Origin of the sequence: Aerococcus sp. Group 2, from assembly GCF_905125285.1 — a bacterium.
GTDB lineage: Bacteria > Bacillota > Bacilli > Lactobacillales > Aerococcaceae > Aerococcus > Aerococcus urinae_E.
Genome location: NZ_CAJHPA010000003.1, coordinates 123195 through 144960, shown reverse-complemented (window position 1 = coordinate 144960; position 21766 = coordinate 123195). Strand labels below are relative to the sequence as shown.

The 21766-nt window shown below is 45.3% G+C and carries 19 protein-coding genes and 1 other annotated feature; of the genes, 8 read left to right on the top strand and 11 right to left on the bottom strand.

Annotated elements, in window-relative coordinates; all coding sequences use genetic code 11:
• Window positions 1-103 precede the first annotated feature (103 nt).
• From JFU01_RS05260 to JFU01_RS05250, 3 genes are read left to right on the top strand one after another with little or no spacing between them, the layout of a single operon-like run.
• Window positions 104-1129, top strand: coding sequence for an ABC transporter substrate-binding protein (locus tag JFU01_RS05260; RefSeq protein ID WP_195856106.1), 1026 nt, complete (start codon window positions 104-106; stop codon window positions 1127-1129).
• Window positions 1122-2171 (top strand): FecCD family ABC transporter permease, encoded by a 1050-nt coding sequence (locus JFU01_RS05255; RefSeq protein ID WP_195856105.1) that lies wholly within the window; start codon window positions 1122-1124, stop codon window positions 2169-2171. Before JFU01_RS05260 ends, JFU01_RS05255 begins: the two co-directional genes overlap by 8 nt.
• A 14-nt stretch (window positions 2172-2185) precedes the next feature.
• Complete coding sequence (locus JFU01_RS05250; protein WP_195856104.1) at window positions 2186-2944, top strand: ABC transporter ATP-binding protein; 759 nt, start codon at window positions 2186-2188, stop codon at window positions 2942-2944.
• Between the two features lie 436 nt (window positions 2945-3380).
• On the opposite strand, the gene JFU01_RS05245 is transcribed toward JFU01_RS05250, so the two are convergent.
• From JFU01_RS05245 to JFU01_RS05230, 4 genes are all read right to left on the bottom strand, one after another.
• Entirely contained in the window at window positions 3381-4415 is a 1035-nt protein-coding gene (locus JFU01_RS05245) for a branched-chain amino acid aminotransferase (RefSeq protein ID WP_258447293.1), read from the bottom strand.
• 699 nt (window positions 4416-5114) lie between these two features.
• Window positions 5115-5639, bottom strand: a complete 525-nt coding sequence (gene msrA, locus JFU01_RS05240; RefSeq protein ID WP_195856103.1) for a peptide-methionine (S)-S-oxide reductase MsrA — start codon at window positions 5637-5639, stop codon at window positions 5115-5117.
• Window positions 5640-5833: 194 nt separating this feature from the next.
• Window positions 5834-7132 (bottom strand): serine--tRNA ligase, encoded by a 1299-nt coding sequence (gene serS / locus JFU01_RS05235; protein WP_195856102.1) that lies wholly within the window; start codon window positions 7130-7132, stop codon window positions 5834-5836.
• 291 nt (window positions 7133-7423) lie between these two features.
• Window positions 7424-7641: a binding site (T-box leader), on the bottom strand.
• A gap of 97 nt (window positions 7642-7738) precedes the next feature.
• On the bottom strand, window positions 7739-8965 hold the full coding sequence (locus tag JFU01_RS05230) for a dicarboxylate/amino acid:cation symporter (RefSeq protein ID WP_195856101.1): 1227 nt from the start codon (window positions 8963-8965) through the stop codon (window positions 7739-7741).
• 370 nt (window positions 8966-9335) lie between these two features.
• Here JFU01_RS05230 and guaD point away from each other — a divergent pair, with 370 nt between their 5' ends.
• From guaD to JFU01_RS05215, 3 genes are all read left to right on the top strand, one after another.
• Window positions 9336-10703, top strand: coding sequence for a guanine deaminase (gene guaD, locus JFU01_RS05225; protein ID WP_195856100.1), 1368 nt, complete (start codon window positions 9336-9338; stop codon window positions 10701-10703).
• A gap of 257 nt (window positions 10704-10960) precedes the next feature.
• On the top strand, window positions 10961-11725 hold the full coding sequence (locus tag JFU01_RS05220; protein ID WP_195856099.1) for a hypothetical protein: 765 nt from the start codon (window positions 10961-10963) through the stop codon (window positions 11723-11725).
• A 29-nt stretch (window positions 11726-11754) separates the two neighbouring features.
• Window positions 11755-11958, top strand: a complete 204-nt coding sequence (locus JFU01_RS05215; RefSeq protein ID WP_195856098.1) for a hypothetical protein — start codon at window positions 11755-11757, stop codon at window positions 11956-11958.
• 84 nt (window positions 11959-12042) lie between these two features.
• On the opposite strand, the gene JFU01_RS05210 is transcribed toward JFU01_RS05215, so the two are convergent.
• From JFU01_RS05210 to JFU01_RS05190, 5 genes are read right to left on the bottom strand one after another with little or no spacing between them, the layout of a single operon-like run.
• A complete protein-coding gene (locus JFU01_RS05210) occupies window positions 12043-12813 on the bottom strand; it encodes an ABC transporter ATP-binding protein (protein WP_195856097.1) in 771 nt (256 codons plus the stop codon).
• A 2-nt stretch (window positions 12814-12815) separates the two neighbouring features.
• On the bottom strand, window positions 12816-13865 hold the full coding sequence (locus tag JFU01_RS05205) for a taurine ABC transporter substrate-binding protein (protein WP_195856096.1): 1050 nt from the start codon (window positions 13863-13865) through the stop codon (window positions 12816-12818).
• 2 nt (window positions 13866-13867) lie between these two features.
• Window positions 13868-14641 (bottom strand): ABC transporter permease, encoded by a 774-nt coding sequence (locus JFU01_RS05200; protein WP_195856095.1) that lies wholly within the window; start codon window positions 14639-14641, stop codon window positions 13868-13870.
• Window positions 14642-14670: 29 nt separating this feature from the next.
• Window positions 14671-16374 carry an FAD-dependent oxidoreductase gene (locus JFU01_RS05195; protein ID WP_195856094.1) on the bottom strand — a complete coding sequence of 568 codons (1704 nt, stop codon included), beginning with the start codon at window positions 16372-16374 and terminating at the stop codon, window positions 14671-14673.
• A 15-nt stretch (window positions 16375-16389) separates the two neighbouring features.
• Complete coding sequence (locus tag JFU01_RS05190) at window positions 16390-17688, bottom strand: YeeE/YedE family protein (protein ID WP_195856093.1); 1299 nt, start codon at window positions 17686-17688, stop codon at window positions 16390-16392.
• Window positions 17689-18126: 438 nt separating this feature from the next.
• Between JFU01_RS05190 and JFU01_RS05185 the strand changes: the two genes are divergently transcribed.
• Window positions 18127-18588, top strand: coding sequence for a LytTR family DNA-binding domain-containing protein (locus tag JFU01_RS05185; protein WP_195856092.1), 462 nt, complete (start codon window positions 18127-18129; stop codon window positions 18586-18588).
• 13 nt (window positions 18589-18601) lie between these two features.
• On the top strand, window positions 18602-18994 hold the full coding sequence (locus JFU01_RS05180) for a DUF3021 domain-containing protein (protein ID WP_195856091.1): 393 nt from the start codon (window positions 18602-18604) through the stop codon (window positions 18992-18994).
• Window positions 18995-19070: 76 nt separating this feature from the next.
• Here JFU01_RS05180 and JFU01_RS05175 read toward each other — a convergent pair whose 3' ends face one another.
• Window positions 19071-20438, bottom strand: coding sequence for a serine hydrolase (locus JFU01_RS05175; protein WP_195856090.1), 1368 nt, complete (start codon window positions 20436-20438; stop codon window positions 19071-19073).
• Window positions 20422-21573, bottom strand: coding sequence for a sensor histidine kinase (locus JFU01_RS05170; RefSeq protein ID WP_195856089.1), 1152 nt, complete (start codon window positions 21571-21573; stop codon window positions 20422-20424). Before JFU01_RS05170 ends, JFU01_RS05175 begins: the two co-directional genes overlap by 17 nt.
• Window positions 21574-21766: the final 193 nt, after the last annotated feature.

The window sequence follows — 21766 nt, the reverse complement described above, 5'->3', positions numbered from 1 at the left end:
TAAAGAAATGGAGGTATGGTTCATTAAAATTCGTTTTATTCAATAATTATTTACTTTATCATCTATTACCCCTATCAATTAACGATTAGAAAGAGAGATTTTTATGTCATCCTATAAGAAAGTATTTGGACTTTTATTAACCGCTAGCTTGGCCTTAGGAGCTTGTGGACAAGCCAATCAAAAAGACGCTAACTCTGAGGCTGCTTCAAGCGCTCAAACCACCCAAACAAGTACTCAAAACCCTGAAAGTGGGTATCCCTTTACTGTCCAAAATGAATTAAAAGGACAAACTTATGAGCAAACTTTCGAACAATCACCAGAACGGGCGGTTTCGCTTAGTGGCTTCACGACTGAAATGTTACTGGCTCTTGGTTTAGAAGACAAGATGGTCGGCTACGCTTACCAAGATAATGAAGTACTCCCTGAATACAAAGAGGCCCTAAGCAAGGTCAAGGAGCTATCCGACAAAAACCCCTCCAAAGAAGTGCTCATCGCTAGCCAACCAGACTTTGTGACTGGCTGGACTTCATCATTTTCCGATAAGAATTTTCCACCCCAATTCCTAAATGATAATCAAATGAAGTTCTATGTCCCACTATCTGAAGCTCCTAATGCCACCATGGATACCGTCTACCAAGACTTCCAAAACTTTGGTCGGATCTTTGCCGTTGAAGACCGGGCTAATGAAGTTATTGAGAAGATGAAGTCTGGCATCCAACCCGTTGTTGATAAAGTAAAAGATAAAAAACCGGTAACTACCTTTGTCTATGACAGTGGTGAAGATGCTCCTCTAACTGCGAGCGCTACCTTAGGAACTGAACTGATTCGCTTAGCTGGTGGAGAAAATGTCTTTGCGGGTGGCGACAAGGGCTATGCGACTGTTTCATGGGAAGACGCGGTTAACAAGAATCCCGATACCATTATCGTGATCGATTACGAACAAAGCACCCCAATTGAAGAAAAACTCGATTACCTCAAAAATAAATCACCCCTTAAAGATTCTGAAGCGGTAAAGAATAACCGGATTACTGTCATCGGCTTATCTGATTTAATGCCTGGGGTGCGGAATGTCAAAGCCGTCGAAGACCTCGCACAATTCTTCCACCCAGAGGCCTTCGCTAATGAGTAAACAGCCTAATCGCCCTTGGATACTTGTCCTAGCAGTCAGCTTAGTTCTTATTTTAGGCGTGACGATGACTATTTCCATTTATGTCGGCAGTGTCGACCTTGCAGCAAGCGACGTTGGCAAGATTATTATTAACCGTCTAAGCCAGCAAGAAATCTTCCCGGTCACTTGGCAAGCTTCAGCCGAAACCATTGTCTGGGACTTGCGTTTACCAAAGACCCTTGTTGCCGCGCTAACGGGGATGGGGTTAAGTTTAGCGGGAGCACTCATGCAGACCTTAACCCATAATCCGATGGCGGATCCTTATCTTTTAGGGATTTCCTCGGGGGCTTCAACAGGAGCCGTCCTATCGATTCTAGTGGGCACTGTGCCGGTGATCGGTTATCTTCCCTTAGAAGTTGGGGCCTTCCTAGGAGCTTTACTTGCTACTGGTCTGGTCTTTTTGATTTCCGGTAAGCAAGGCAAGCTTTCCACCATTCACCTGATTTTAACTGGGGTGGCCTTATCCGCCCTGTTTTCGGCACTAACCAGCATTATCATCTTTTTAACGCCTGATGTTCGTGCTATTTCGAGTGCCCTCTTCTGGATGAGTGGGAGTTTTTCAGGAATCAGTTGGAAGGACGTTGCTCCAGTGGCGATCGCCGTATTGCTTTCCAGCCTTATCCTATTTTTAATCCATCAGCCCCTCGACCTTCTCTTGTTGGGTGATGATCGGGCTCGGATGAACGGGATCAATGTTTTCGCTCTTAAATCGCTGATTTTTGTGATGACTTCCCTATTAACAGCGATTTTAGTGGCCAAAAGTGGGGTGATTGGCTTTGTGGGCCTGGTGATCCCTCACATTACCCGCTTGCTCGTAGGACCTACACACCGCCGTTTATTATTGATTGCACCTCTAGCGGGAGCAATCTTAATGGTGGTCGCCGATACTGTTTCTCGGGTGGTCTTCTCCCCAGAAGAATTACCGGTTGGTATCGTGATGGCTTTAGTGGGCGCTCCTTTCTTCATCTTCTTAATGCAGCGCAGTAAAGATAAATTGGCTTAGGAGGGTAAGATGTTATGAGTAAAATTTCAGTAGACCAGCTTAACATTAGCCTATCCGGTCGGCCGATCCTTCAAGAACTGAGTTTTCAAGTGGAAAAAGGTGAGTTCGTGGGGTTAATTGGTCCCAATGGGTCAGGTAAGTCTACTTTGCTAAAGGCCTTAGATAAGAGCTTAAACCGCCAATCTGGAGAGATTCATTTTAACGGCCAAAACACTGACCACTTATCGACTAAGGAATTTGCTAAGGCTTGTGCTGTCGTCGCCCAAGAACATAATCTAGCCTTTGATTTTAAGGTGATCGACCTGGTACAGCTCTCCCGCTTCATCCACCACCCGTGGTACCAAGGAAATAATCAAGAGGACGCTGCTATCGTCCAAGAGGCTCTGGAGAAAGTGGGCCTTGTCGACTTGCAGAATAAAAATTATTTCAACCTTTCCGGTGGTGAACAACAACGGGTCATGATTGCTATGGCACTGGCCAAACAAGTCGATATTCTTTTGATGGATGAGCCTTCCAATCATTTAGATATTAATTACCAACTGTCGATCCTCAAAACGATTAAACAGGAAGGACTGACCGTATTTACCTCCCTTCATGATTTAAATCTAGCGGCCCGTTTCTGTGACCGTCTCATCCTGCTCGATCAAGGAGCTATTGTTCTGAATGGCCCCACCGAAGAAGTCCTGATCAGTCCACAATTAAGTCAAGTCTTTAAAGTGAATATCGTTACTAACCGCCTCTCCAATGGTTACTTAGGGATCAATTATTTGTAAAAATTGCACAAACAAAAACCGCCTACTTTTTCAGTAGACGGTTCTTTTTTTATCATCAATTGCTTATTGGGTGACAATTGATTGACAGGTTTTAAAAGGATGATTTGAAAAAACGGACTTAGTTTTTTCTATGAGAAATTTCTTATAAATCGGCTCCAGTCACAGGACGAACATCCGCTTTTGTGACTGTCACACTCTATTAGTTGAGTTCGAACGCCAGACTTGAAGTCGCTTCAAAAAATCCCAACGCACAGACTAGCTGTGCTTATGGTATTTTCCTCCACCGATTCAAGCCTTTGACGGCGTTCTCACATCCTGTTAGTTGAGTTCGGAAGGGTGAGGGGATGTCCTTTCAGAAAAGTTGAACGGCCAGTTTACTGACCTTTTCATCTTTTCTTCCAAGGAATCTCCCTCACTGATCCTTCCTCACATCCTATTATTTTTCAGGGACTTCGACGATCCAGCCTTCTGGGGCTTCGATGTCTCCGTATTGGATACCCACTAACTCGTCATAAAGTTTTTGGGTGATTGGTCCAACTTCTGTGTCGGAGTAGAATTTGAAGGAACGGTCGCCGTGGTCAATCCGTGACACTGGAGAAATTACGGCAGCGGTTCCCATGGCACCTGCTTCAGCAAAGCGGTCTAATTCATCCACGTAAACGTCGCCTTCTTCAACCTCTAAGCCTAAACGTTCTTTAGCTAAGTGGATGATGGAGTATTTGGTGATGGATGGGAGGATTGAAGGTGATTTTGGTGTCACAAACTTGTTGGTATCTTTTTCGATCCCGTAGAAGTTTGCGGAACCAACTTCTTCAATCTTGGTGTGAGTAGCTGGGTCTAGGTAAACCACGTCACCATAGCCGGCTTTCTTCGCTTTTTCACCTGGTAAGAGCGAACCCCCGTAGTTCCCACCAACTTTAGAAGCACCAGTCCCGTAAGGAGCGGCACGGTCGTACTTGCTGGTGACAAATGGCATTGGTGCTAAACCATCACGGTAGTAAGGACCTACTGGCATGGTGAAGATAGTAAAGATATATTCCTTAGCAGGGGAAACGCCAATGTTGTCGCCTACCCCAATTAATAATGGACGGATATACATCGAAGCGCCTGACCCATAAGGTGGGACGTAGTCAGCGTTCGCTTGAACTGTTTTGACAACCGCTTCAACAAATTTTTCTTCAGGATAAGCTGGCATCAACATTCGTTCGGCGGAGTTAGCCATCCGTTTAGCGTTTTGGTCTGGACGGAAGAGTTGGATTTGACCATCTTTACGACGGTAAGCTTTTAAGCCTTCAAATGCTTCTTGGCCATAGTGTAAGGCCGGAGCACCTTCAGCAATTGGAAAAGTCTTTCCCTCTTCTAAGCCTTCTTTATACCATTCGCCATCTTTCCAATAAGCACGCCAACGATAAGGAAGGTCCATATAAGCAAAACCTAAATTATTCCAATCGATATTTACAGACATTGTCATTCCCCTTTCAAAATTACAATTTTGGGCACTCGCCCGAACTGTGTTCTAAGAGCGGCGCCCATTAGTTAAGTAGACTTATAATACCTTTTTCGAAAACATTTGTAAATACTTTAGGGGGAATTTGTTTGAATTGCTCGACAATTTAAATAAAAGACAATTTTTATTTAGCATATTTTAAGACCTTTTCCGTGGCTAGGCAAGGAAAAATTTAACCTATAAAATATTTTTACAAAGGAAGTCAGGCACGTGCTTTCCACTTTGAAGTTCACTTAATAAAGAAGTCATAAAAATAAGCCGGGACTTAGCCCAGCTTACTTTTCAATATTTACTTGTCATCCATGAGTAAGCCGAATTCCTTCAAAAAAGAAGTTAATGTCTTGCCTTTTGAGGCGTTTGTCGCACTCTATTCAAACGTGCTCCAGTCACAGGACGAACGTCCACTTCAAAAACTGGTAACACTCAGCGTAGTTGAGTTCGGACGCCAGCCTTGAAGTCACTTCAGAAAATGCCAACGCACAGACTTCCTGTGCTTATGGTATTTTCTTCCAGTGATTCAAGTCTCTGACGGCGTCCTCACATCCTAATAGCTGAGCTTATCCCAGTTTTCTCCAGTTGCTATAGCTGTTCGAAGCGTCAGCGAGTTACAGATATAATATGCGTAGCGGTTTCGTCCTTTGTTGTGACTGTCGCACTCTCCACCTATTTTTGCCAATGTTTATCAATGAAGGCTTGCCGACCTGAGCCTTGGCGGTAGGCCTGGTAGTGGTCAGGGTTCTTGGCATGGAAGTCTTGGTGGTATTCTTCGGCAGGATAGAAGGTTTGGGCCGGTTCTATTTGGGTCACGATGGGTTTGTCAAAACGACCGCTGGCTTCCAAGGCTTCTTTGGAGGCTTGGGCGATGGCCTTTTGTTGGTCATCGTGGTAGAAAATTACGGGACGGTAAGAGTCCCCCCGGTCAGCAAATTGGCCCATAGCGTCAGTAGGATCGGTTTGTTGCCAATAGATCTCCACCAGGTCTTGGTAGGAAATCAGTTCGGGATTATAGGTGATTTGCACCGCTTCCGTGTGGCCCGTTCCCCCCAGGCAAACTTCGCGATAAGTGGGGTTTTCGGTGTGCCCACCTGTGTATCCGGACACGACTTTTAAAATCCCCGGCATGGTCTCAAAGGGTTGCACCATACACCAAAAACAGCCCCCGGCAAAAGTTGCTAATGCTTGACTCATCCTTAATCCTTCTTTCTATATGGTAGTCTTTCAATCATGATTCATTGTAAAGACTGGCCCAGCCGAAAACAAGACTTTTGCTTGGCAGGGCGCCTGACTTGACTAAAAAACAGCTCTCCCAACCATTATGCTTGAGAAAGCTGTTTCGTATTATTTAGACAATTTCATTTTATGAGCATTCGCTCTGAATCTTCTTAGTTTAATCCACGAGCGTTTTCCTTGGTAATTTTATCTACCCCACCCATGTAAGGCACGAGGACTTCTGGAATGGTGATTGAACCATCGGCATTTTGGCCGTTTTCTAAGACTGCAGCCACCGTCCGACCCACGGCTAAACCAGAGCCGTTTAAGGTGTGAGCCAGTTGGGTCTTGCCATCGACATCCCGGTAACGGACTTGGGCCCGGCGTGCTTGGAAGTCGACACAGTTAGAACAGGAAGAAATTTCCCGGTAGGTATTTTGGGCGGGCATCCAAACTTCGATGTCATAGGTCTTGGCTGCTGAGAAGCCCATATCCCCAGTACAGAGGATAATGCGACGGTAAGGTAAACCGAGTAAATCGAGAATATTTTCTGCATTTTGGGTCATAGCTTCTAGTTCATCGAAGGATTGGTCTGGAGTCGCTACTTTAACCATTTCTACCTTTTGGAATTGGTGCATCCGGATCAAGCCCCGGGTGTCCCGTCCCGCTGAACCAGCTTCAGAACGGAAACAAGGTGAGAGAGCAGTTACTCGGATAGGCAGGTCTTCTTCCTTCAAGATTTCCTTAGCAAAGTAGTTGGTTAATGGCACTTCTGCGGTAGGAATCAAGGTCAGGTCTTGGCCTTCATTGGTGATTTGGTAAACGTCTTCGGTAAATTTAGGGAATTGTCCGGTTCCGTACATGGCTTGGTCGTTGACTAAGAAAGGCGTAATCATTTCCATGTAGCCTTCTTTTTGGTGTTGGTCCAACATGAAGTTATACAAAGCCCGTTCTAAACGCGCACCCAGACCCTTATAGTAGACAAAACGAGAACCTGACACCTTGGCCCCAGCATCCCAATCAAGGATATCTAAATCTTCGGCTAAGTCCCAGTGAGCTTTGACTTCAAAGTCGAATTCTGGGGTTTCGCCATGGCGGTGAATTTCCACGTTCTCATCTTCATCCGCCCCCACTGGTACGCCTTCAGCTGGTAAATTAGGAATCCGCGCCAGGATGTCATGTTCTTCTTGGTCAAGTTTAGCCAAATCACTATCCAAGGCCTTAATCTTGGTCCCTAGGGCTTTCATTTCTTGGATCTTGTCATCCGCATTTTCCTTATTGCGCTTGAGTTGACCAATAGCTTCAGAAGCGATATTGCGTTCCTTCTTCAAGTTTTCCGCTTCGACAATCACTTGGCGGCGTTTTTGGTCCAGGTCGCGTAAGTGTTCTAGAGTTTCCTTCTCCACACCGCGGCCCTTCAAAGCCTCAGCCACTTGGTCAAAATTATCCCGTAATAAACGTACATCAATCATTACAAATCCTCATTTCTTTATTAATATTGTTGTCTAATTATTTAATAATATTTATTTTGCTAAATTGTTGTGAGCAGTAGTGGCGCTTTGAAATAAGTCGTTAGCCATGAACAAGCAAGCGAAGCGAATTATGTATCGTAGGCTTCCGCCGTACGAGACATTTGAGTCTCGCTAGGTGAGGGACCTTGGCCCGAACCGATGCCATGGCTTTTGAACGACTAGATTTCAAAAGCAGAACGAATGCTCAGTAACAACATTTGGGCAAAAGAAAAACCATCCCGCCCTCTCAATCAAAGGGACGAAATGGTCATCATTCTGCGCGGTACCACCCTGCTTCAAGGCATTTCTTGCCTTACACTTACAAATAACGGTTTGTGCCGGCACTACTTCCTTAATACTAAGTCGTAGGCAGTCCTTGTGTGGATTCACCCAGGTCCCCTATCCATTCTCACCCACCATGGACTCGCTAAAAAGTTTCCTAGGCTACTAGTCACAAGCATCACTTGGTCTATAAATAAAGTCTTCAATGACTTTACTGGAGTTAAACTCCAAAGCTAACCCTATTTTAAGAAGAAAAGCTGGCCTTGTCAAATGGGATTTGCCTAGCTAAGCCAGGTCAGAGCTTTCCGTCTCATTTTGCTTAATGTAATTATGGTAAATCTTATCGATAAAGACCGCAATGGCGTTATCTCCAGAAATATTGGCCGCAGTCCCAAAGGAGTCTTGGGTCAAGTGGAGAGAGATCATGATTTGTTGCATGCCAGTGTCGACAATGCCTACCATTGGTAAGAAAGGCAAGGCCGACATAATCGCGCCCCCAGGGGTTCCCGGTGCCGCCACCATGCAGACGCCCAAGGTGAGTATGAAGCCTAAAACCATGGTGAGGTTGTGGGGCATACCGTAAATTAACAAGAGCGCTGTGGCATTAGCTGTAATGGTAATCATGGACCCGGTCAAATGAATAGTGGCACAGAGAGGCACGACAAAGTTGGCAATGTCTTTTGAAACCTCATTTTTAGCCGCTGACTTCAGGTTAACCGGAATGGTCGCAGCTGAAGACTGGGTCCCAATCGCGGTCATATAGGCCGGGATTTGGTTTTTCATCAGTTCCCAAGGATTCTTGCCGGCGTAGATTCCAAATAAAATAAAGAGGAAAGCCACATAGATGATCTGTAGGAGAATCACGCAGATAAAGACCTTCCAAAAGACCGAAATAATGGCAAAAACCGAGCCACTATAGGACAGGTTACTAATATTACAAAAAATATGAATCGGTAATAAGGGCACCACAATCTTGGCCAGGACTTGACTGATGATCCCGCCAAAATCGCTAAAACCTTCATAAAGCACCTGGCCACGGCCGTGTTGGCGGAGCCAGTAGATCCCCAGTCCCATCATAAAGGCAAAGATAATCGCCCCAGTTACGTCGAAGAAGGGTTCGATCGGAATCACAAAGAGCGGTTCCAGACTGGGCGCAGTTTGACTTAAGCGCTCAACCAAACTTTCACTGATAAAGAAAGGAAAGATCTGGCTGGCCATCAAATAAGCCAGAAAGCCCCCAACAATGGTCGATAAATACGAGGTCAAGACCGTAATCCCAAGTAACTTACCCGCTCCTTGACCCAGGTCAGCAATCCCTTGGACCACAAAACCAATAATCATAAAGGGAATCACAAAGCTTAAGAAGCTAGAAAAAATCCCGGTAAAAGTCACACAGAGCCGGAAAAACCACTCCGGTACCAAACTTAACTGTCCGACAATAATACCTAAAATAATTGCTAATATAATTCGGGGAACGAGGTCAATTTTCCTTTTTTCAAGTACTCTTGCCATCCTTTCCCACCTCCATTTCATTTTCTTATCATGGCATTCTAATAATATTAGCAAAAAGTGATCACTTTGTAAAATCAACTGAATCGCACGATTCGATAAAAAATAACCCATAAAAGGCCAAACCTGGCTGAAGGCTGGAATTGAGTGATTTTTTACAGGTGTTTTAGGAAAAGTCTCTTAATACAAGTATTTTCCGGACAATTTTAAGTTTCTGTTGATTTTTATCCGCTTTTTGTTAGAATAAAACTGTTAGTTGACAATTAAATCACTAAAAATCAATCATTTCATGAATAATAATCACTCTGAACACTATCAATATTCGCTTATTGCCACAAATGATAAGCGACAGAATAGAAAGGATATTCAATCGATGACCCAGTATTTCCAAGGTGACCTCTTCCATACCCCTGTTTACGGCCAGTTAGACTATGTCCCCCAAGCCCTGATCGCGGTGGATGATAACGGTAAGATCGACCAAGTCTACCGCCAAGAGGATCCTAGCTACGCTGAAGCCGTCAAGAAAGCCCAAGCATCCGCCGACTTTGTCCGTTTAGAGGCTGGCCAATACTTCCTACCTGGTCTAGTGGACCTCCATATCCATGCCCCTCAATGGCCTCAAGCCGGGATTGCCTTAGATGAGCCCCTCAATGTCTGGTTGGATGAGTGTACCTTCCCCTTAGAAGCCAAGTACGCCGATCTAGACTTCGCCCGCGCGGTTTACACCGACCTCGTCCAACAGCTACTCGCCCGAGGTACCACAACTGGGCTCTATTTTGCCTCTGCTCATTTAGAATCCTCCTATGAATTGGCCAAAATTTGTGCCCAAGCGGGGCAACGCGGCTTAGTCGGTAAGGTGGTCATGGATGATCCCCAAGCCAACCCTGACTTTTACCGGGACGCTTCTACTGACCAAGCCCTCAAAGATACCGAGACCTTCATCCAAGAAGTCCGCCAACTCAGCAAAGATTACAAGCAAGGCGTCTATCCGGTCGTTACCCCGCGCTTTGTCCCTAGCTGTACCGATGAAGCCTTAGCTGGTTTAGGGGAATTAGCACAAAAATACAGTGCTCATGTTCAATCCCACTGCAGCGAAGGCCAATGGGAGCACGACTTTGTCATGGAACGCTTCCAGGGTAAACGCGATACCGAGGTCTTACGCAACTTCGGCCTCTTAGGCCCCAAGTCGGTCATGGCTCACTGCAACTTCCTTAATGAAGCTGACGGCAAAATTTTCCAAGAAACCGGAACTGGTATCGGCCACTGCCCTTATTCCAATGCCTACTTCGCCAATGCGGTTCTCCCAGTTAAGCGCTTGAAGGCCCAAGGGGTCAACATCGGCTTAGGGACGGACATTTCTGGCGGCTTCTCCCCAAGCCTCTATGAAAATATCCGCCAAGCCGTGGTCTCTTCTCGGATCCTCGAAGACGGGGTCGATACCCAAGTGGGGCCTGAAGAACGCGGGGTCAGTGACAGCCGGATTTCCTTGGTGGAAGCCTTCTACCTGGCTACTAAGGGTGGTGGCGAGTCTCTCGATCTCCCATTAGGCAGTATCGAAAGCGGCCAAGCCTGTGACCTCCAACTAGTCGACACCAAAGTTGCTAATAACATTCTCCCTGACTTCGGCGTCTTCAATGATCCTAGAGAAATCTTTGAACGCATCATTTACCTAGTCACCCCCGAAAACATCCGCAAGGTCTGGGTCCAAGGCAACTTAGTGGTGGATAAGGAAAATATTTAGTAAATAATCAAAATCATCCCCAGATATTTTGATTAGAAAACAAGAAAAGGTTCCGAAAACAATCGGAGCCTTTTTTATAGCCATTCAATTCTTATTCTTAACTATTCAATTAGCCTATAAATAAGATAATTTAAAAATTACCTATTCTTAAGTAAATAAAATGGTAAAGTAATTTTAGCTTTAAATTTTTGAAACAATAGTTATACTTACTAGCGTTTAGCTAAAACAAAATCTTATTTAAAGGAGTGTACTTCCTAATGAACGACAAAGATAGAAAAGAGTTTGAAGCTCCTGTTCGATTAATAATAACTATTATAGAAAGTACTGTCTTAATGTTTATACTTTTACCGTATGCGATTATTGCCAGCAAATATGAATCAGATATTGACTTTTCTACTACTTTTCTTGTTACATTTATCTTTATTTCAATGACTTATACCATTTATTTTTATCTAATTAGATTGAAGAGTGATCGCTTTATATCTCTTAACATAAACTTTAAAGTTATCGGCAATAGATCATTTTTATATAAAACTGTAATATTATTTTCATTATTTGCCTCTCTTTTATACGTACTTAACTCTTCTCTTCCAAAAGATATAATTATTTTATTAGGTTTCACTTTAACATGTATTATCTCTAGTTTTTTAATTATTATCATTAAACAATTATTTTTTAAAGACTCTACCTTGATTAAAAAAATTGACCATACTTCTTATAGATTTAGTAAGCTAGAATTAAGCTTATTTTCATTATTAGTCATTCCTTATCTGCTTAACGCCTTAGAAAAGGGAAGTTTTGATCTTGAAAATAGCAACCCTGTTGTTCAAGGATTTTACTCTTATTTTTTCTTATACATACTTTGTGTCCTTCCGCTAAAAGCAGGAAGATTTATTGCTTTGCTAAATTATTGGACTCACCATTTAAATAATGACTCTACACAACTATCCAATAAAAATAGTCATATATCGGAAAGTAAGATTTTTCATAACGAATTTTTCTTAATAGACTTAGAAAAATAAAGGTTTAGATTCTTTATGATCAATTACCTATGAGCAGTAGTAACACTTTGAATTTGACCGTTAGCCATGAAGAAGCAAGCGATGTGAATTACCGGATAGTAGGCATCAGCCGTACTATCCGTTTGAAGCTCGCTAGGCGAGAGACCTTGGCTCGAGCCGGTGCCATGGCTTTTCAACGGCCAAAATTCAAAAGCAGAACGAATGCTCATCAATATTATACGGTTAAAAACTAAAAAGCCGGTCGCTAACTTAGCGCACCGGCCTATTTCATATACAAAACGAAAATTTATAGATCAAGATGAGCCACTATCCAAAGACTAAGGCTTTATGCTCAAATGATAGTAAATTTGATCCTTAACCCTTAGATAGCGCTCATCGACATAGTCCTTGGCCGTCTGCCCGGCTAAGATGCGCTGAGTATAATCAAGGGAAAACTCTACGAACTGTCCAGGCTTGCCTTTTGGAATGACAATCAAACGTGTCGCCAAGGTCAAGGCTTCATCGATATCGTGAGTAATCAAGAATATAGACGTCTCTTCCTGCTGCCAAGTTTGTCTGACAAAGTGCTGCATATCCAGTCGGGTCAAGGCATCCAGGGCCGAAAAAGGTTCATCCATTAAAATCAATTCCGGCTGGGGAGCCAAGCTCCGGGCCAGCTGGACCCGTTGCTGCATGCCGCCCGATAGTTTAAAGATATAAGCATCCTGGTAATCCGCTAAACCGATATTTTCCAAGAGATAGGCTACCCGGTTTTTGATTTTCTGGGGATTATCCTTGCGCGCTTCCAAACCAAAAGCAATATTCTCCCCCACCGTCAACCAAGGATAGAGAGTGTGACGCTGGAAGATTACGCCCCGCTCCCAAGAAGGACCGGTAATCTCCTCGCCCTTGAAAGCGAGTTTACCCGAGCTGATCCGCTCATAACCGGCTAGCAAGTTAAGCCAAGTGCTCTTGCCCACACCTGAAGGCCCTAAGACACAGACGAACTCTCCCCTATTCATAGAAAAGTTAAGTCCCTGGATCACTTCAGGTGATTGGAAATCATAGCGATAGGAAACATCTTCCATCCTTAATAAGGACTCTGTCATAGCTATCTCTCCTTATCTAAATACCTTTCAATGTCACTTGGACGAAGGAAGTCTTCGATGGCTTTCTGACTAGGCTCATCCGATAACTGACCGTTACTTGATAAGAAATCAGCAATCGATTGGATTACTTGAACCAATTGACCTTTTTTCTCAGAGGATCCCAGGTAGTCAGACTGAACTTGGTCTCTGGCCCTTAACCATTTGGATCCCCTCATTTGTTTGAGCACCTCATCTGCTGGCATTCCAAGTTCCTTGCCTAAGCTATTCGCCGCTTGGTCAGGCTGACTGGCATAGAGCTGATGAGCTTCCTCTAAGGATTGGATAATCGCCTGGGTCACTTTGGGATGGTCTTCTAAATAGGCTTTCCGTCCCAACATCACATTAGCTGTCATAATGCCTTGGTCTTGGAGAGCTTTAGAATCCAACAAAACATGACCGGACTGGCTCACGAGTTGGGAAAGATTGGGCTCCCAAGTATAGGCGCCAACAATATCGCCACTGGCCCAGGAAGCTGCAATATCGGTTGACTTCATATCAATAAGCTTCACTTGACCGCTAAGATTGGCGGCTTCAAGCACCTTCTCCAAACTATAGTGTGAGGTGGAAGCAAAAGTCGTCGCCACCCTTTGTCCGGCCAAGTCTGACAAGCTATTAATGGAATCTTTGACCACTAAGCCTTCCGTTTCACCTAGGAGTTCATGGATCCAGATTAGTTCAGTAGGGATTTGCTTGGCCAAGGCAACGACGGCATTGGTAATCCCCATGCTGGCATAGTCAATACTTCCCGAAGCTAAAGCCTTATTGGCTTCAACCCCTGAATCGAACTCGACGAACTTAGCCTTTACCCCAATTACTGCTAATTTGTCTTCAAGAGTATCCTGACTCTTAGCCAGTAGTTCATCATTAGGAACCCGGAGATAAGCAATCCGCACCTCATGAGCCCCAGAGTCTGCATCTCTATCAAATAAACCATAGTGCCAGCCGCTGATCAACAAACCGACGACGATGAAAACACCAATTGCAATCTTTATCCATTGTCTCCTTCTTGCCACCCTTAACCCTGTCCTTTCCAAAATATGATTTGCTTTTCGATGTAATCCAGTATGCGGTCAAAGATTAATCCGGTTAAGCCCATCAAAACAATTCCGACAAAAACGACATCAATCTTCAAATAACGTGAGGCATCAATGACCAGCCATCCCAATCCTGACTCGGCGGCCGTCATCTCCGCTGAAACCAGGGTGGTATAGGCAAAGCCAAAGGCCGTCCGTAAGCCCACAATAAAATTAGCTAAGACACTGGGCCAGATCACTTTACGCATGATCATCAGTTGAGAAGCCCCTAGCGATTCAGCAGTCAGAATATAGTCCGAACGCACCTGTTCGATCCCGGAAAGCACTGCTAAGTAGAGGGGCGCAAAAGCAGCAATAAACAAGAGAATGATCTTGGAAGTATCACTGATCCCCACTAACATAATCAGCAAAGGATAATAGGCTAAGGGAGGAATGGGCCGGACAAAATTCACCAGGGATTGGACGATGTAGTGAACTACAGAGCTAAAGCTACTCAAAATACCTAATGGCAGAGCTAACATTGTCGCGGATAATAAGGCAAGAAACAAGCGTACAAAGCTAGCCCTTAAATGGATCAACAAAGGAATCCCGGCATAGCCCTCCTGGCAGAGAACCCGAAAGGCTCGCCAAATTTCCGTGATAGAAGGTATATTCAGGCCTTGGCCATCGCTACCTGCAAAGGCAAGCTGCCAGCTGACTAAGATAAGTAGCCAAAAGACCAGACCTAGGCCCTTTGATTGACTATACTTCTTCATTCCCATCTCCTCACTCGCTAAACGATCATTTATTCAAAATTATAGGCGGTAAGGAGCGATTTCCGGCCGGTCACTTGGTCATGGTAATATTCATATTCGGAAAGGCCCAGGTAAGACCCATCAATGTTATAAACATTGCTATAGCCTCGCTGTTCTAAGGCCCGAACCATGTTATAAGACCGTTGGCTGGACCGGCAGTGGATATAAACCGGTTGATCCTTAGGAATTTCATCCAAACGTTGTCTAAATTGACTCAGTGGGATATTCTTAGCGCCCTTGAGATGACTTTGTTCATATTCATCCTCCTCGCGCGCATCAATGATGAAGGCACCTTCTTCGACTAAGCCACGCACAGCCGTCACCGGCACCTTTTTGAATTCTCCATTCAATATGTTCAAGCCGACTAAAGCCGCATGGTTAACCGGATCTTTTGCGGTTCCAAAGTGGGGAGAATAGGTTAACTCTAAGTTTTTCAAGTCTTCCAGGTCAAACCCTGCCCGGATGGCTGTGGCTACCACATCGACACGTTTAACCGCATCCCCTTCACTGATGGCCTGAGCCCCTAAGATCCGTCCAGATGGCTTAGCGAATAAGAGTTTAAAGAAGAGATTTTTAGACCCTGGAATGAGGCCTACCCGGTCCTTAGGGATAATATAGGCAAAGTCATAAGGGATCCCCTCAGCTTGCAAGAATTTTTCGTTGTAACCAGTGCTGGCCACGTTATAATTCAAGAGCTTAATCGAAAGCGACCCTTGCACACCCTTATTCTGAACAGTCCGACCATAAATATGGTCTGCTGCTGCCCGGGCTTGCCACTGGGCAGGACCCGCTAAGGCGAGGCTTCTTGGCTTACCGGTGAGATAGTCATTGATTTCAATAACATCTCCCACCGCATAAATATTAGGATCAGTGGTTTGATAGTGGTGGTTGGTCACAATGTGTCCCGTTTCAGAGGTTTCTAGACCAGCTTGACTAGCTAAATCGCTGTTAGGGGCCACCCCAAGTGCCAAGACCACAGCCTGGGCCTTGACTTTTTCTCCTGACTTGAGAATCACCGCATCCTTTTGAATGGCTTTAAGGCTCTGACCCAGGTAAAGTTTCACCCCATGGTCATAAAGAGACCGGTGAAGAATTTGGGCCAGGTCCTCATCGATAGGAGTTAGGACCTGGTCAGTCGCTTCAATTAAGGAAAGGTTCAAGACCAGTTGATGGAGGTTATCTAAGACTTCTAGTCCAATAAAGCCAGCACCAACTACCGCCACATCCTCTACCTCATGCTCACTCAGATAGTCAGCCAGCTTGCGGACATCAGGAACCGTCTTAATCGTAAAGACATGGTCGCTATCCACTCCCTGAATACTTTCTGGTCTAAGAGCACGGGCTCCGGGAGCCAGAATTAAGTAGTCATAAGCTTCTTTGAAGCTTTCTCCAGTCTCATGATTTAAGACCGTGACTGTTTTCTCTTGGCGGTCAATTTCGACCACCTCATGGTTGACCTTGGCTTGGATATTATATTGTTGGTCAAAATTTTCCGGCGTCATCAAGAGTAAATTCTCACTGGATGCCACTTGTCCACTCAGGTAGAAAGGGATACCACAGTTGGAATAAGACACATAGGGGCCTTTTTCAAAGATAGTGATCTCCGCAAATTCATCCAGGCGGCGGATACGGGCAGCGGTTGACGCCCCACCGGCACAACCTCCAACAACAACAACTCTATTATGTTTTGACATATTTAGTCACACCTTTCATCGTTCACGTTCACATTGGATAGGAATCGGTATAATATTAATCTTACCTTGGAAGAGCTTGAGGCCAACCACACCACCAGCAATGGTAGCAAAAAGGAAGAACCAGCCCGAAATAGAGAAGCTTGAAATTGCTGAATACAAGGCACCAATGTTACAGCCCAGAGCCAATCGTGAGCCAAAGCCTAGTAAGGTTCCGCCAATGGCATAATAAATCCCGTCTCTAATAGAGAAACCTGACCGAATCCGGAAACGGTTAGCTAGTAAGAAGGCCAGCAAGCTCCCTGCAAATAGACCGATATTGCGAATCGTTGGGCCGTCAACTAAGAGACCACGGTTGACCTTTTCCAAATAGCCAGCAAAATTCGCTTTTGAAAATTCAAGACCAAAGTTTTGTAAGAGAGCCACGTCCCAAGTGACAAAAGGTGAGGTAACCCCCCAAGGCGATCCAGCTGTCACTAGGACAAAGACTGCTGTGAGCGCAATAATGACAGTCCCGGTGAAGAAGGTCCAGCGTTCAATAAATAACTTATGATAGGTCGCATATGAGAATAGTGGCGCTGGTGTCGACAGCTCGAGCGGTTTCTCAACCTCTTCCCAATCCCCATAAGGATCGAGGTAAGTCTTATCTTCCTTGCGTTTTTTCTCATAATTCACTACCCACCACCAGAGTCCAGCGAGTAGGGCTAGGGTTATCACCAGGGCCCCAAAATAACCAAAGACTTGGGGAAGATGGAGTCGGAAACCGACCTGTCCGAGAGCAGTCCGGTCAAAGACTGCGCGGGCAGCTTGTCCAGGTGCCGCTGATAAAACAAAGAAAATCAGGGAAATCAAAGCACGAACTCGTCCTTCTCCTAAATCTGACAGGGTACCTGAAGCACAACAACCAACCATGATCATACCAACACCAAAAAGAAAGCCCCCGACTAGGGTTGCCAGGTTAACAAACTCAACATTCTGGGTACCTGGAATAATAAAGTCGCCTGCTCCTTCAACGAAGGCTGGCAAGGCCCCTTGACTGGCCGCCTTCCATTGAACACCTGCAAAGACAAATGACGTAAAAGCAAATAATAGCAACAAGGCCTTGGATAAACTCGCTTCACCACGCATATAGAGGCGTTTCACCCCACCCGCAAAACCGTAGCGGGACCGAGTCAAGGCATAGCCAAAGGACACCCCGGCTAATAAATGTAAGGGGAGAATAGCCTTTAAGCCATTTAAATAATATCCAAACCCCAATAATATAATAACTAGCGCTAAACCCAGATAGGTCTGAGTTCGCTTGACACTCTTTTGCATCTGATCACTCCAATCGTGTAATCTACTTATTTTTGTATAGTGATTAAGAAGATATAACCTTTAAATAAAAAAGTCAATCGGCTTAAAATTAGCCTAAATGCCTCTTCAAGAAGCCATGTCTCTAGAAATCCCCTTAACACCAGCATTCTTTTTTATAAACGATTCCCCCTAGCGATCATTTGGGATGTACTTTTTATATAATAAAGAGTCGTTAAATTTAGCTGAATATTTTTTCAAAAAAATAAAAAAGAGACTAGAGCAAACAATCCAGTCTCTTCTTAAAATCAATTGAATTCAACCCATCTTCTTCACCGCTTGGACCACATTTTCCACCGCTTAGCTAGAAATCTCCCTGCTATCCAAGCGATTTGCTATACTAAAACTGAAAAAAAAGGCCGGCTAAGTTCTTCATCATCTCCCTAGAAAGGTAGTGAATTTATGGATGACCGTAAGATCAAGATCCAGCAAGTCATTGATCCAAGCTTAGAAGAAAACTACATCACTATCCACGCCCAAACCGAGTCCCAAGCCCAGACCTTGGCCCAGCAGATTAGCCCCTGTTTAAACCAAAACCAAGAAGATATTGCCCTGAAAGTCGACGACCAGTATTTTATCCTTCACACCCAGGAGATTCTTTACTTGGAAGTTAGCCAGGGCATCTTGACCATCACGACTAGAAAAGGCAAGTACCAGACCCGGCAAAGTCTCTCCAGCCTAGCTGATAAGTTAAACAGCCAGGACTTCATTCGTATTTCTAAGTACGCCATGGTCCGCATCCAAGCTATTGAACGTTTGGAGATGGCATTTTCCGGGAATATGTATGCCTACCTTTCTACCGGTCAACGGGTCAATGTTTCCCGGCGTTTCGTCAACAGCCTCAAAGTCCGCTTAGGTATCTGAAAGGAGTCTCACCATGAAAAATATTCTCAACGCGATCACACAAAGTATCTCCCTAGCCATCATTATCTGGGTGGTTATGGGCGCTCTCTACACTGAAGATTGGTCCTATGTCACCATGTTAGGCTCAGTCATCTTCTTCGGCGCGGTGATCGGCGGGACCTCAGCGATCTATCAATACAGCGCTTGGCCCCTCTTAACCAAGGTTTCCATCCATTTCACTGTTTCTCTTTTTGCCTTTCTTGTGATGAATATTGCCAACCACTGGATCCCTTTAGATGCACCGATTCTAGTGGGAGCCTGTCTTCAATTCGCCCTAATCTTCTTTGCCATTTGGACCTGCTACTACTTTTACAATCGTCACAAGATCAATCAAATTAACCAGCAACTGAAAAAGAAAAAAGATTAACACGAGCCTATTAAAGCAGTCAAAAAAGCCCCTCAGTGGATAAGACACTTCCACTGAGGGGCTTTCTTCATTTCTTTTAATGACTATACTCCGCAATTTTGGCATTTAACCAGTCACTGATGAACTGCATGCTTTCATGGACCTTGCGGGTGATTTGAACGAAGGGGCTGACCCGTTTGACATTTTCCGTTGGCATCAAGTCCGTCGCCAAGGCTAATTGACCGTCCACGCTGTCCACAAAGGGAATATGGAGGATTTCCGTATTGACTGCCTCCCCTTCCTCAAGAGGGGCGTTGACCTCCAAATTACCGTTCATGGAATAAGAAGCCGGTTCAGTAAAGTCAGCTTCGGGACTGTCACTAATGGTGTAATCTTGCGGAACAAAGCAGGCCACGGTATTGCCGTATTGGAGCTGGGTCGTGGCCTTATTTCCGCCATAGATCTCGACTTCCTCACCATTGTTATAGAGGGCGCCTTGGGGAATCAAGACAATCCAATCTAAACGGTTTTGGAGGTCGGTGAGCAGGCGGGAAGTTTCCACAAAACGGTCTTCATTACTTCCCGCTCCCAAAGTCACTAGGATAACCGGTCGTTGGTTGATGAAACTGGTGGCTACCAAACAATAGCCAGCCCCCAGTTCCGTCCCGGTCTTCAGTCCAGTAATATCCCGCCGTCCGTAGGTCATCCCGGGCAGGAGTTGGTTACTATTGGTCATGGTCACCTGCCAGTCAGGAGCCACTTGAAAGACTTTTTCTTCCACTTGGGAGCGACTTTGGATATCGGGGTAATCCTTGAGCAATCTTTGGACCACGAGGGCCAGGCTTTTCGCTGAGATTTGGTTTTCTTCCGTCTCGCTGTATTGGCCAGGGCGAGCGTCAGCTCGGAGTTCGCCGCGGAGGCCAGAAGCGGAGACCAAGTTATAATCTTTGATGCCGAGTTGGTCTAACTTTTGGGCCATGAGTTCGATAAAGTGGTCTTCGCTGCCAGCCACCTTTTCTGCTAGGGCCACCGTGGCGGAGTTGGCGGAAGCGATAATGACCGCATCGATCAATTGGTCGACGCTGTAGTTGGCCGGTCCCGCCACTAAAGGCACGTTGGATAGGCCTTCTGCTTGGGACTGCTTAGCCAAGGCAGGTGAGACGGGGACGGCTTCATCGAGGGAAAGTTTGCCCTGGGCTAGTTGGTCATAGATCACATAGAGGCTCAGCAACTTAGTCAAGGAAGCAATCCCATGCAAGTCATCAGCGGCCTTCTGGTAGAGAATTTGTCCCGACTCTTGGTCAATAGCGATGGCATGCTTGAAGCCGTATTGCTGGCTCTGGGTGAGTTGGTCAGAAAAATCAGCCACCGTCTCGCCACTGGCTAAGACTGGACTGGCAAACAAGAGCAGGGCCAGGATTGCCCCAGCCACACTGCTGGCGATCTTCTTAGTCACTGTCTTCATGCTTATCAGCCTCCTTGTCGCGGGGTTGTTGATTGGGTAGGACGAAAATAAAGCGGGTTTGGCCATGGTCGGATTCAGCCCAAATCTTGCCGTGGTGCAAGTTGACAATGGTTTGAGCAATGGCAAGTCCGAGCCCGCTCCCCTTGGTCGTCCGAGAGGGGTCCACCCGGTAAAAACGTTGGAAGAGGTTTTCCAAAGCCTCCTTCGATATTTCGTTCCCGTCATCAATCACTTCAAAGCGGGTGCTTTGTTTTTTGGGAATCACTCTAAGGAGAATATAGTCACCCTCCCCACCATATTTAATGGCGTTAGTAATCAAGTTGGAGAAAAGGCGGACGATGGTTTCAGGGTCCATTTCGACCCAAATGTCCTCTTGACCCGAACTATCCACCTCAATCCGCCGGCCGACCTCATCGGCCTGGAGCTCAAACTCAGCACTTAATTGCTCTAAGAGACGGACCACATTGGTCTTTTGCGTGTTGATCTTAGTGTTGATATTTTGAATCTTGGTGTATTCGAACAAGTCTTCCACCATCTTCTGCATCTGCAGGGCCTTGTCATAGGCAATGTGGACATATTCTTGGATCTTCTCGGGGTCATCGATTTGCTTATTTTCAATCAGGCCCAAGTAGCCAATCACCGAGGTCAGGGGCGTGCGGATATCGTGACTCATATTAGCGATAAGTTCGTCTTTAGATTCCTCAATCCGGCGCTCTTCTTCCATGGCTTTGACAGTCGAATCGACCAAACGGTTAATGGACGAAACCACGGGTTCCATACTGTTCATATGCTTGGTGGAAATTTTATGGTTGTAATTGCCCTTGGAGATGTAGTGGAGCTCATCGAGGATAAAGCCTAATTGAATGGTCCGGTTGCGCCGGTAGACCCGCCAAATCAAAATCATCAAGCCCGCCATCAAGTAAAAAGCGGTAAAACCAAGGACAAAATAGCGTTGGAAACGGGGAAAGAAGAGCAACCAATAGGGATTTTCCGAAGCCACCAGCGGCATGAAATAGTCGGTCAGGGTAATAAAAACAAAGACCATCCCAAAATAACCGATCACCAGTAAGGCTGTCACGGCGATGGTTTCAAATAGTAATTCCGTAAAAATACGTAGGCGTCTTTTAGCGGGCATGCGCTCTTTTCCTTCTTTCCTAGGCGATGGGCAGGGCAAAAAGTAGCGTCAAAACGCTACTCTATACTTGTCTTAAACCCTTTTATGTGACTGTCGCACTCTTCAGTCGCGTTCAGACGCCCACCTTGAAGTTGCTTCAAGTCTCTGAAGGCGTCCTCACATCCTTATAACTGAGCTTATCCCAGTTTTCTCC

Coding starts and splice junctions, on each gene's coding strand:
- JFU01_RS05260 (WP_195856106.1), top strand. CDS start 104: ATGTCATCCTATAAGAAAGTATTTGGACTTTTATTAACCGCTAGCTTG.
- JFU01_RS05255 (WP_195856105.1), top strand. CDS start 1,122: ATGAGTAAACAGCCTAATCGCCCTTGGATACTTGTCCTAGCAGTCAGC.
- JFU01_RS05250 (WP_195856104.1), top strand. CDS start 2,186: ATGAGTAAAATTTCAGTAGACCAGCTTAACATTAGCCTATCCGGTCGG.
- JFU01_RS05245 (WP_258447293.1), bottom strand. CDS start 4,415: ATGACAATGTCTGTAAATATCGATTGGAATAATTTAGGTTTTGCTTAT.
- msrA (WP_195856103.1), bottom strand. CDS start 5,639: ATGAGTCAAGCATTAGCAACTTTTGCCGGGGGCTGTTTTTGGTGTATG.
- serS (WP_195856102.1), bottom strand. CDS start 7,132: ATGATTGATGTACGTTTATTACGGGATAATTTTGACCAAGTGGCTGAG.
- JFU01_RS05230 (WP_195856101.1), bottom strand. CDS start 8,965: ATGGCAAGAGTACTTGAAAAAAGGAAAATTGACCTCGTTCCCCGAATT.
- guaD (WP_195856100.1), top strand. CDS start 9,336: ATGACCCAGTATTTCCAAGGTGACCTCTTCCATACCCCTGTTTACGGC.
- JFU01_RS05220 (WP_195856099.1), top strand. CDS start 10,961: ATGAACGACAAAGATAGAAAAGAGTTTGAAGCTCCTGTTCGATTAATA.
- JFU01_RS05215 (WP_195856098.1), top strand. CDS start 11,755: ATGAGCAGTAGTAACACTTTGAATTTGACCGTTAGCCATGAAGAAGCA.
- JFU01_RS05210 (WP_195856097.1), bottom strand. CDS start 12,813: ATGACAGAGTCCTTATTAAGGATGGAAGATGTTTCCTATCGCTATGAT.
- JFU01_RS05200 (WP_195856095.1), bottom strand. CDS start 14,641: ATGAAGAAGTATAGTCAATCAAAGGGCCTAGGTCTGGTCTTTTGGCTA.
- JFU01_RS05195 (WP_195856094.1), bottom strand. CDS start 16,374: ATGTCAAAACATAATAGAGTTGTTGTTGTTGGAGGTTGTGCCGGTGGG.
- JFU01_RS05190 (WP_195856093.1), bottom strand. CDS start 17,688: ATGCAAAAGAGTGTCAAGCGAACTCAGACCTATCTGGGTTTAGCGCTA.
- JFU01_RS05185 (WP_195856092.1), top strand. CDS start 18,127: ATGGATGACCGTAAGATCAAGATCCAGCAAGTCATTGATCCAAGCTTA.
- JFU01_RS05180 (WP_195856091.1), top strand. CDS start 18,602: ATGAAAAATATTCTCAACGCGATCACACAAAGTATCTCCCTAGCCATC.
- JFU01_RS05175 (WP_195856090.1), bottom strand. CDS start 20,438: ATGAAGACAGTGACTAAGAAGATCGCCAGCAGTGTGGCTGGGGCAATC.
- JFU01_RS05170 (WP_195856089.1), bottom strand. CDS start 21,573: ATGCCCGCTAAAAGACGCCTACGTATTTTTACGGAATTACTATTTGAA.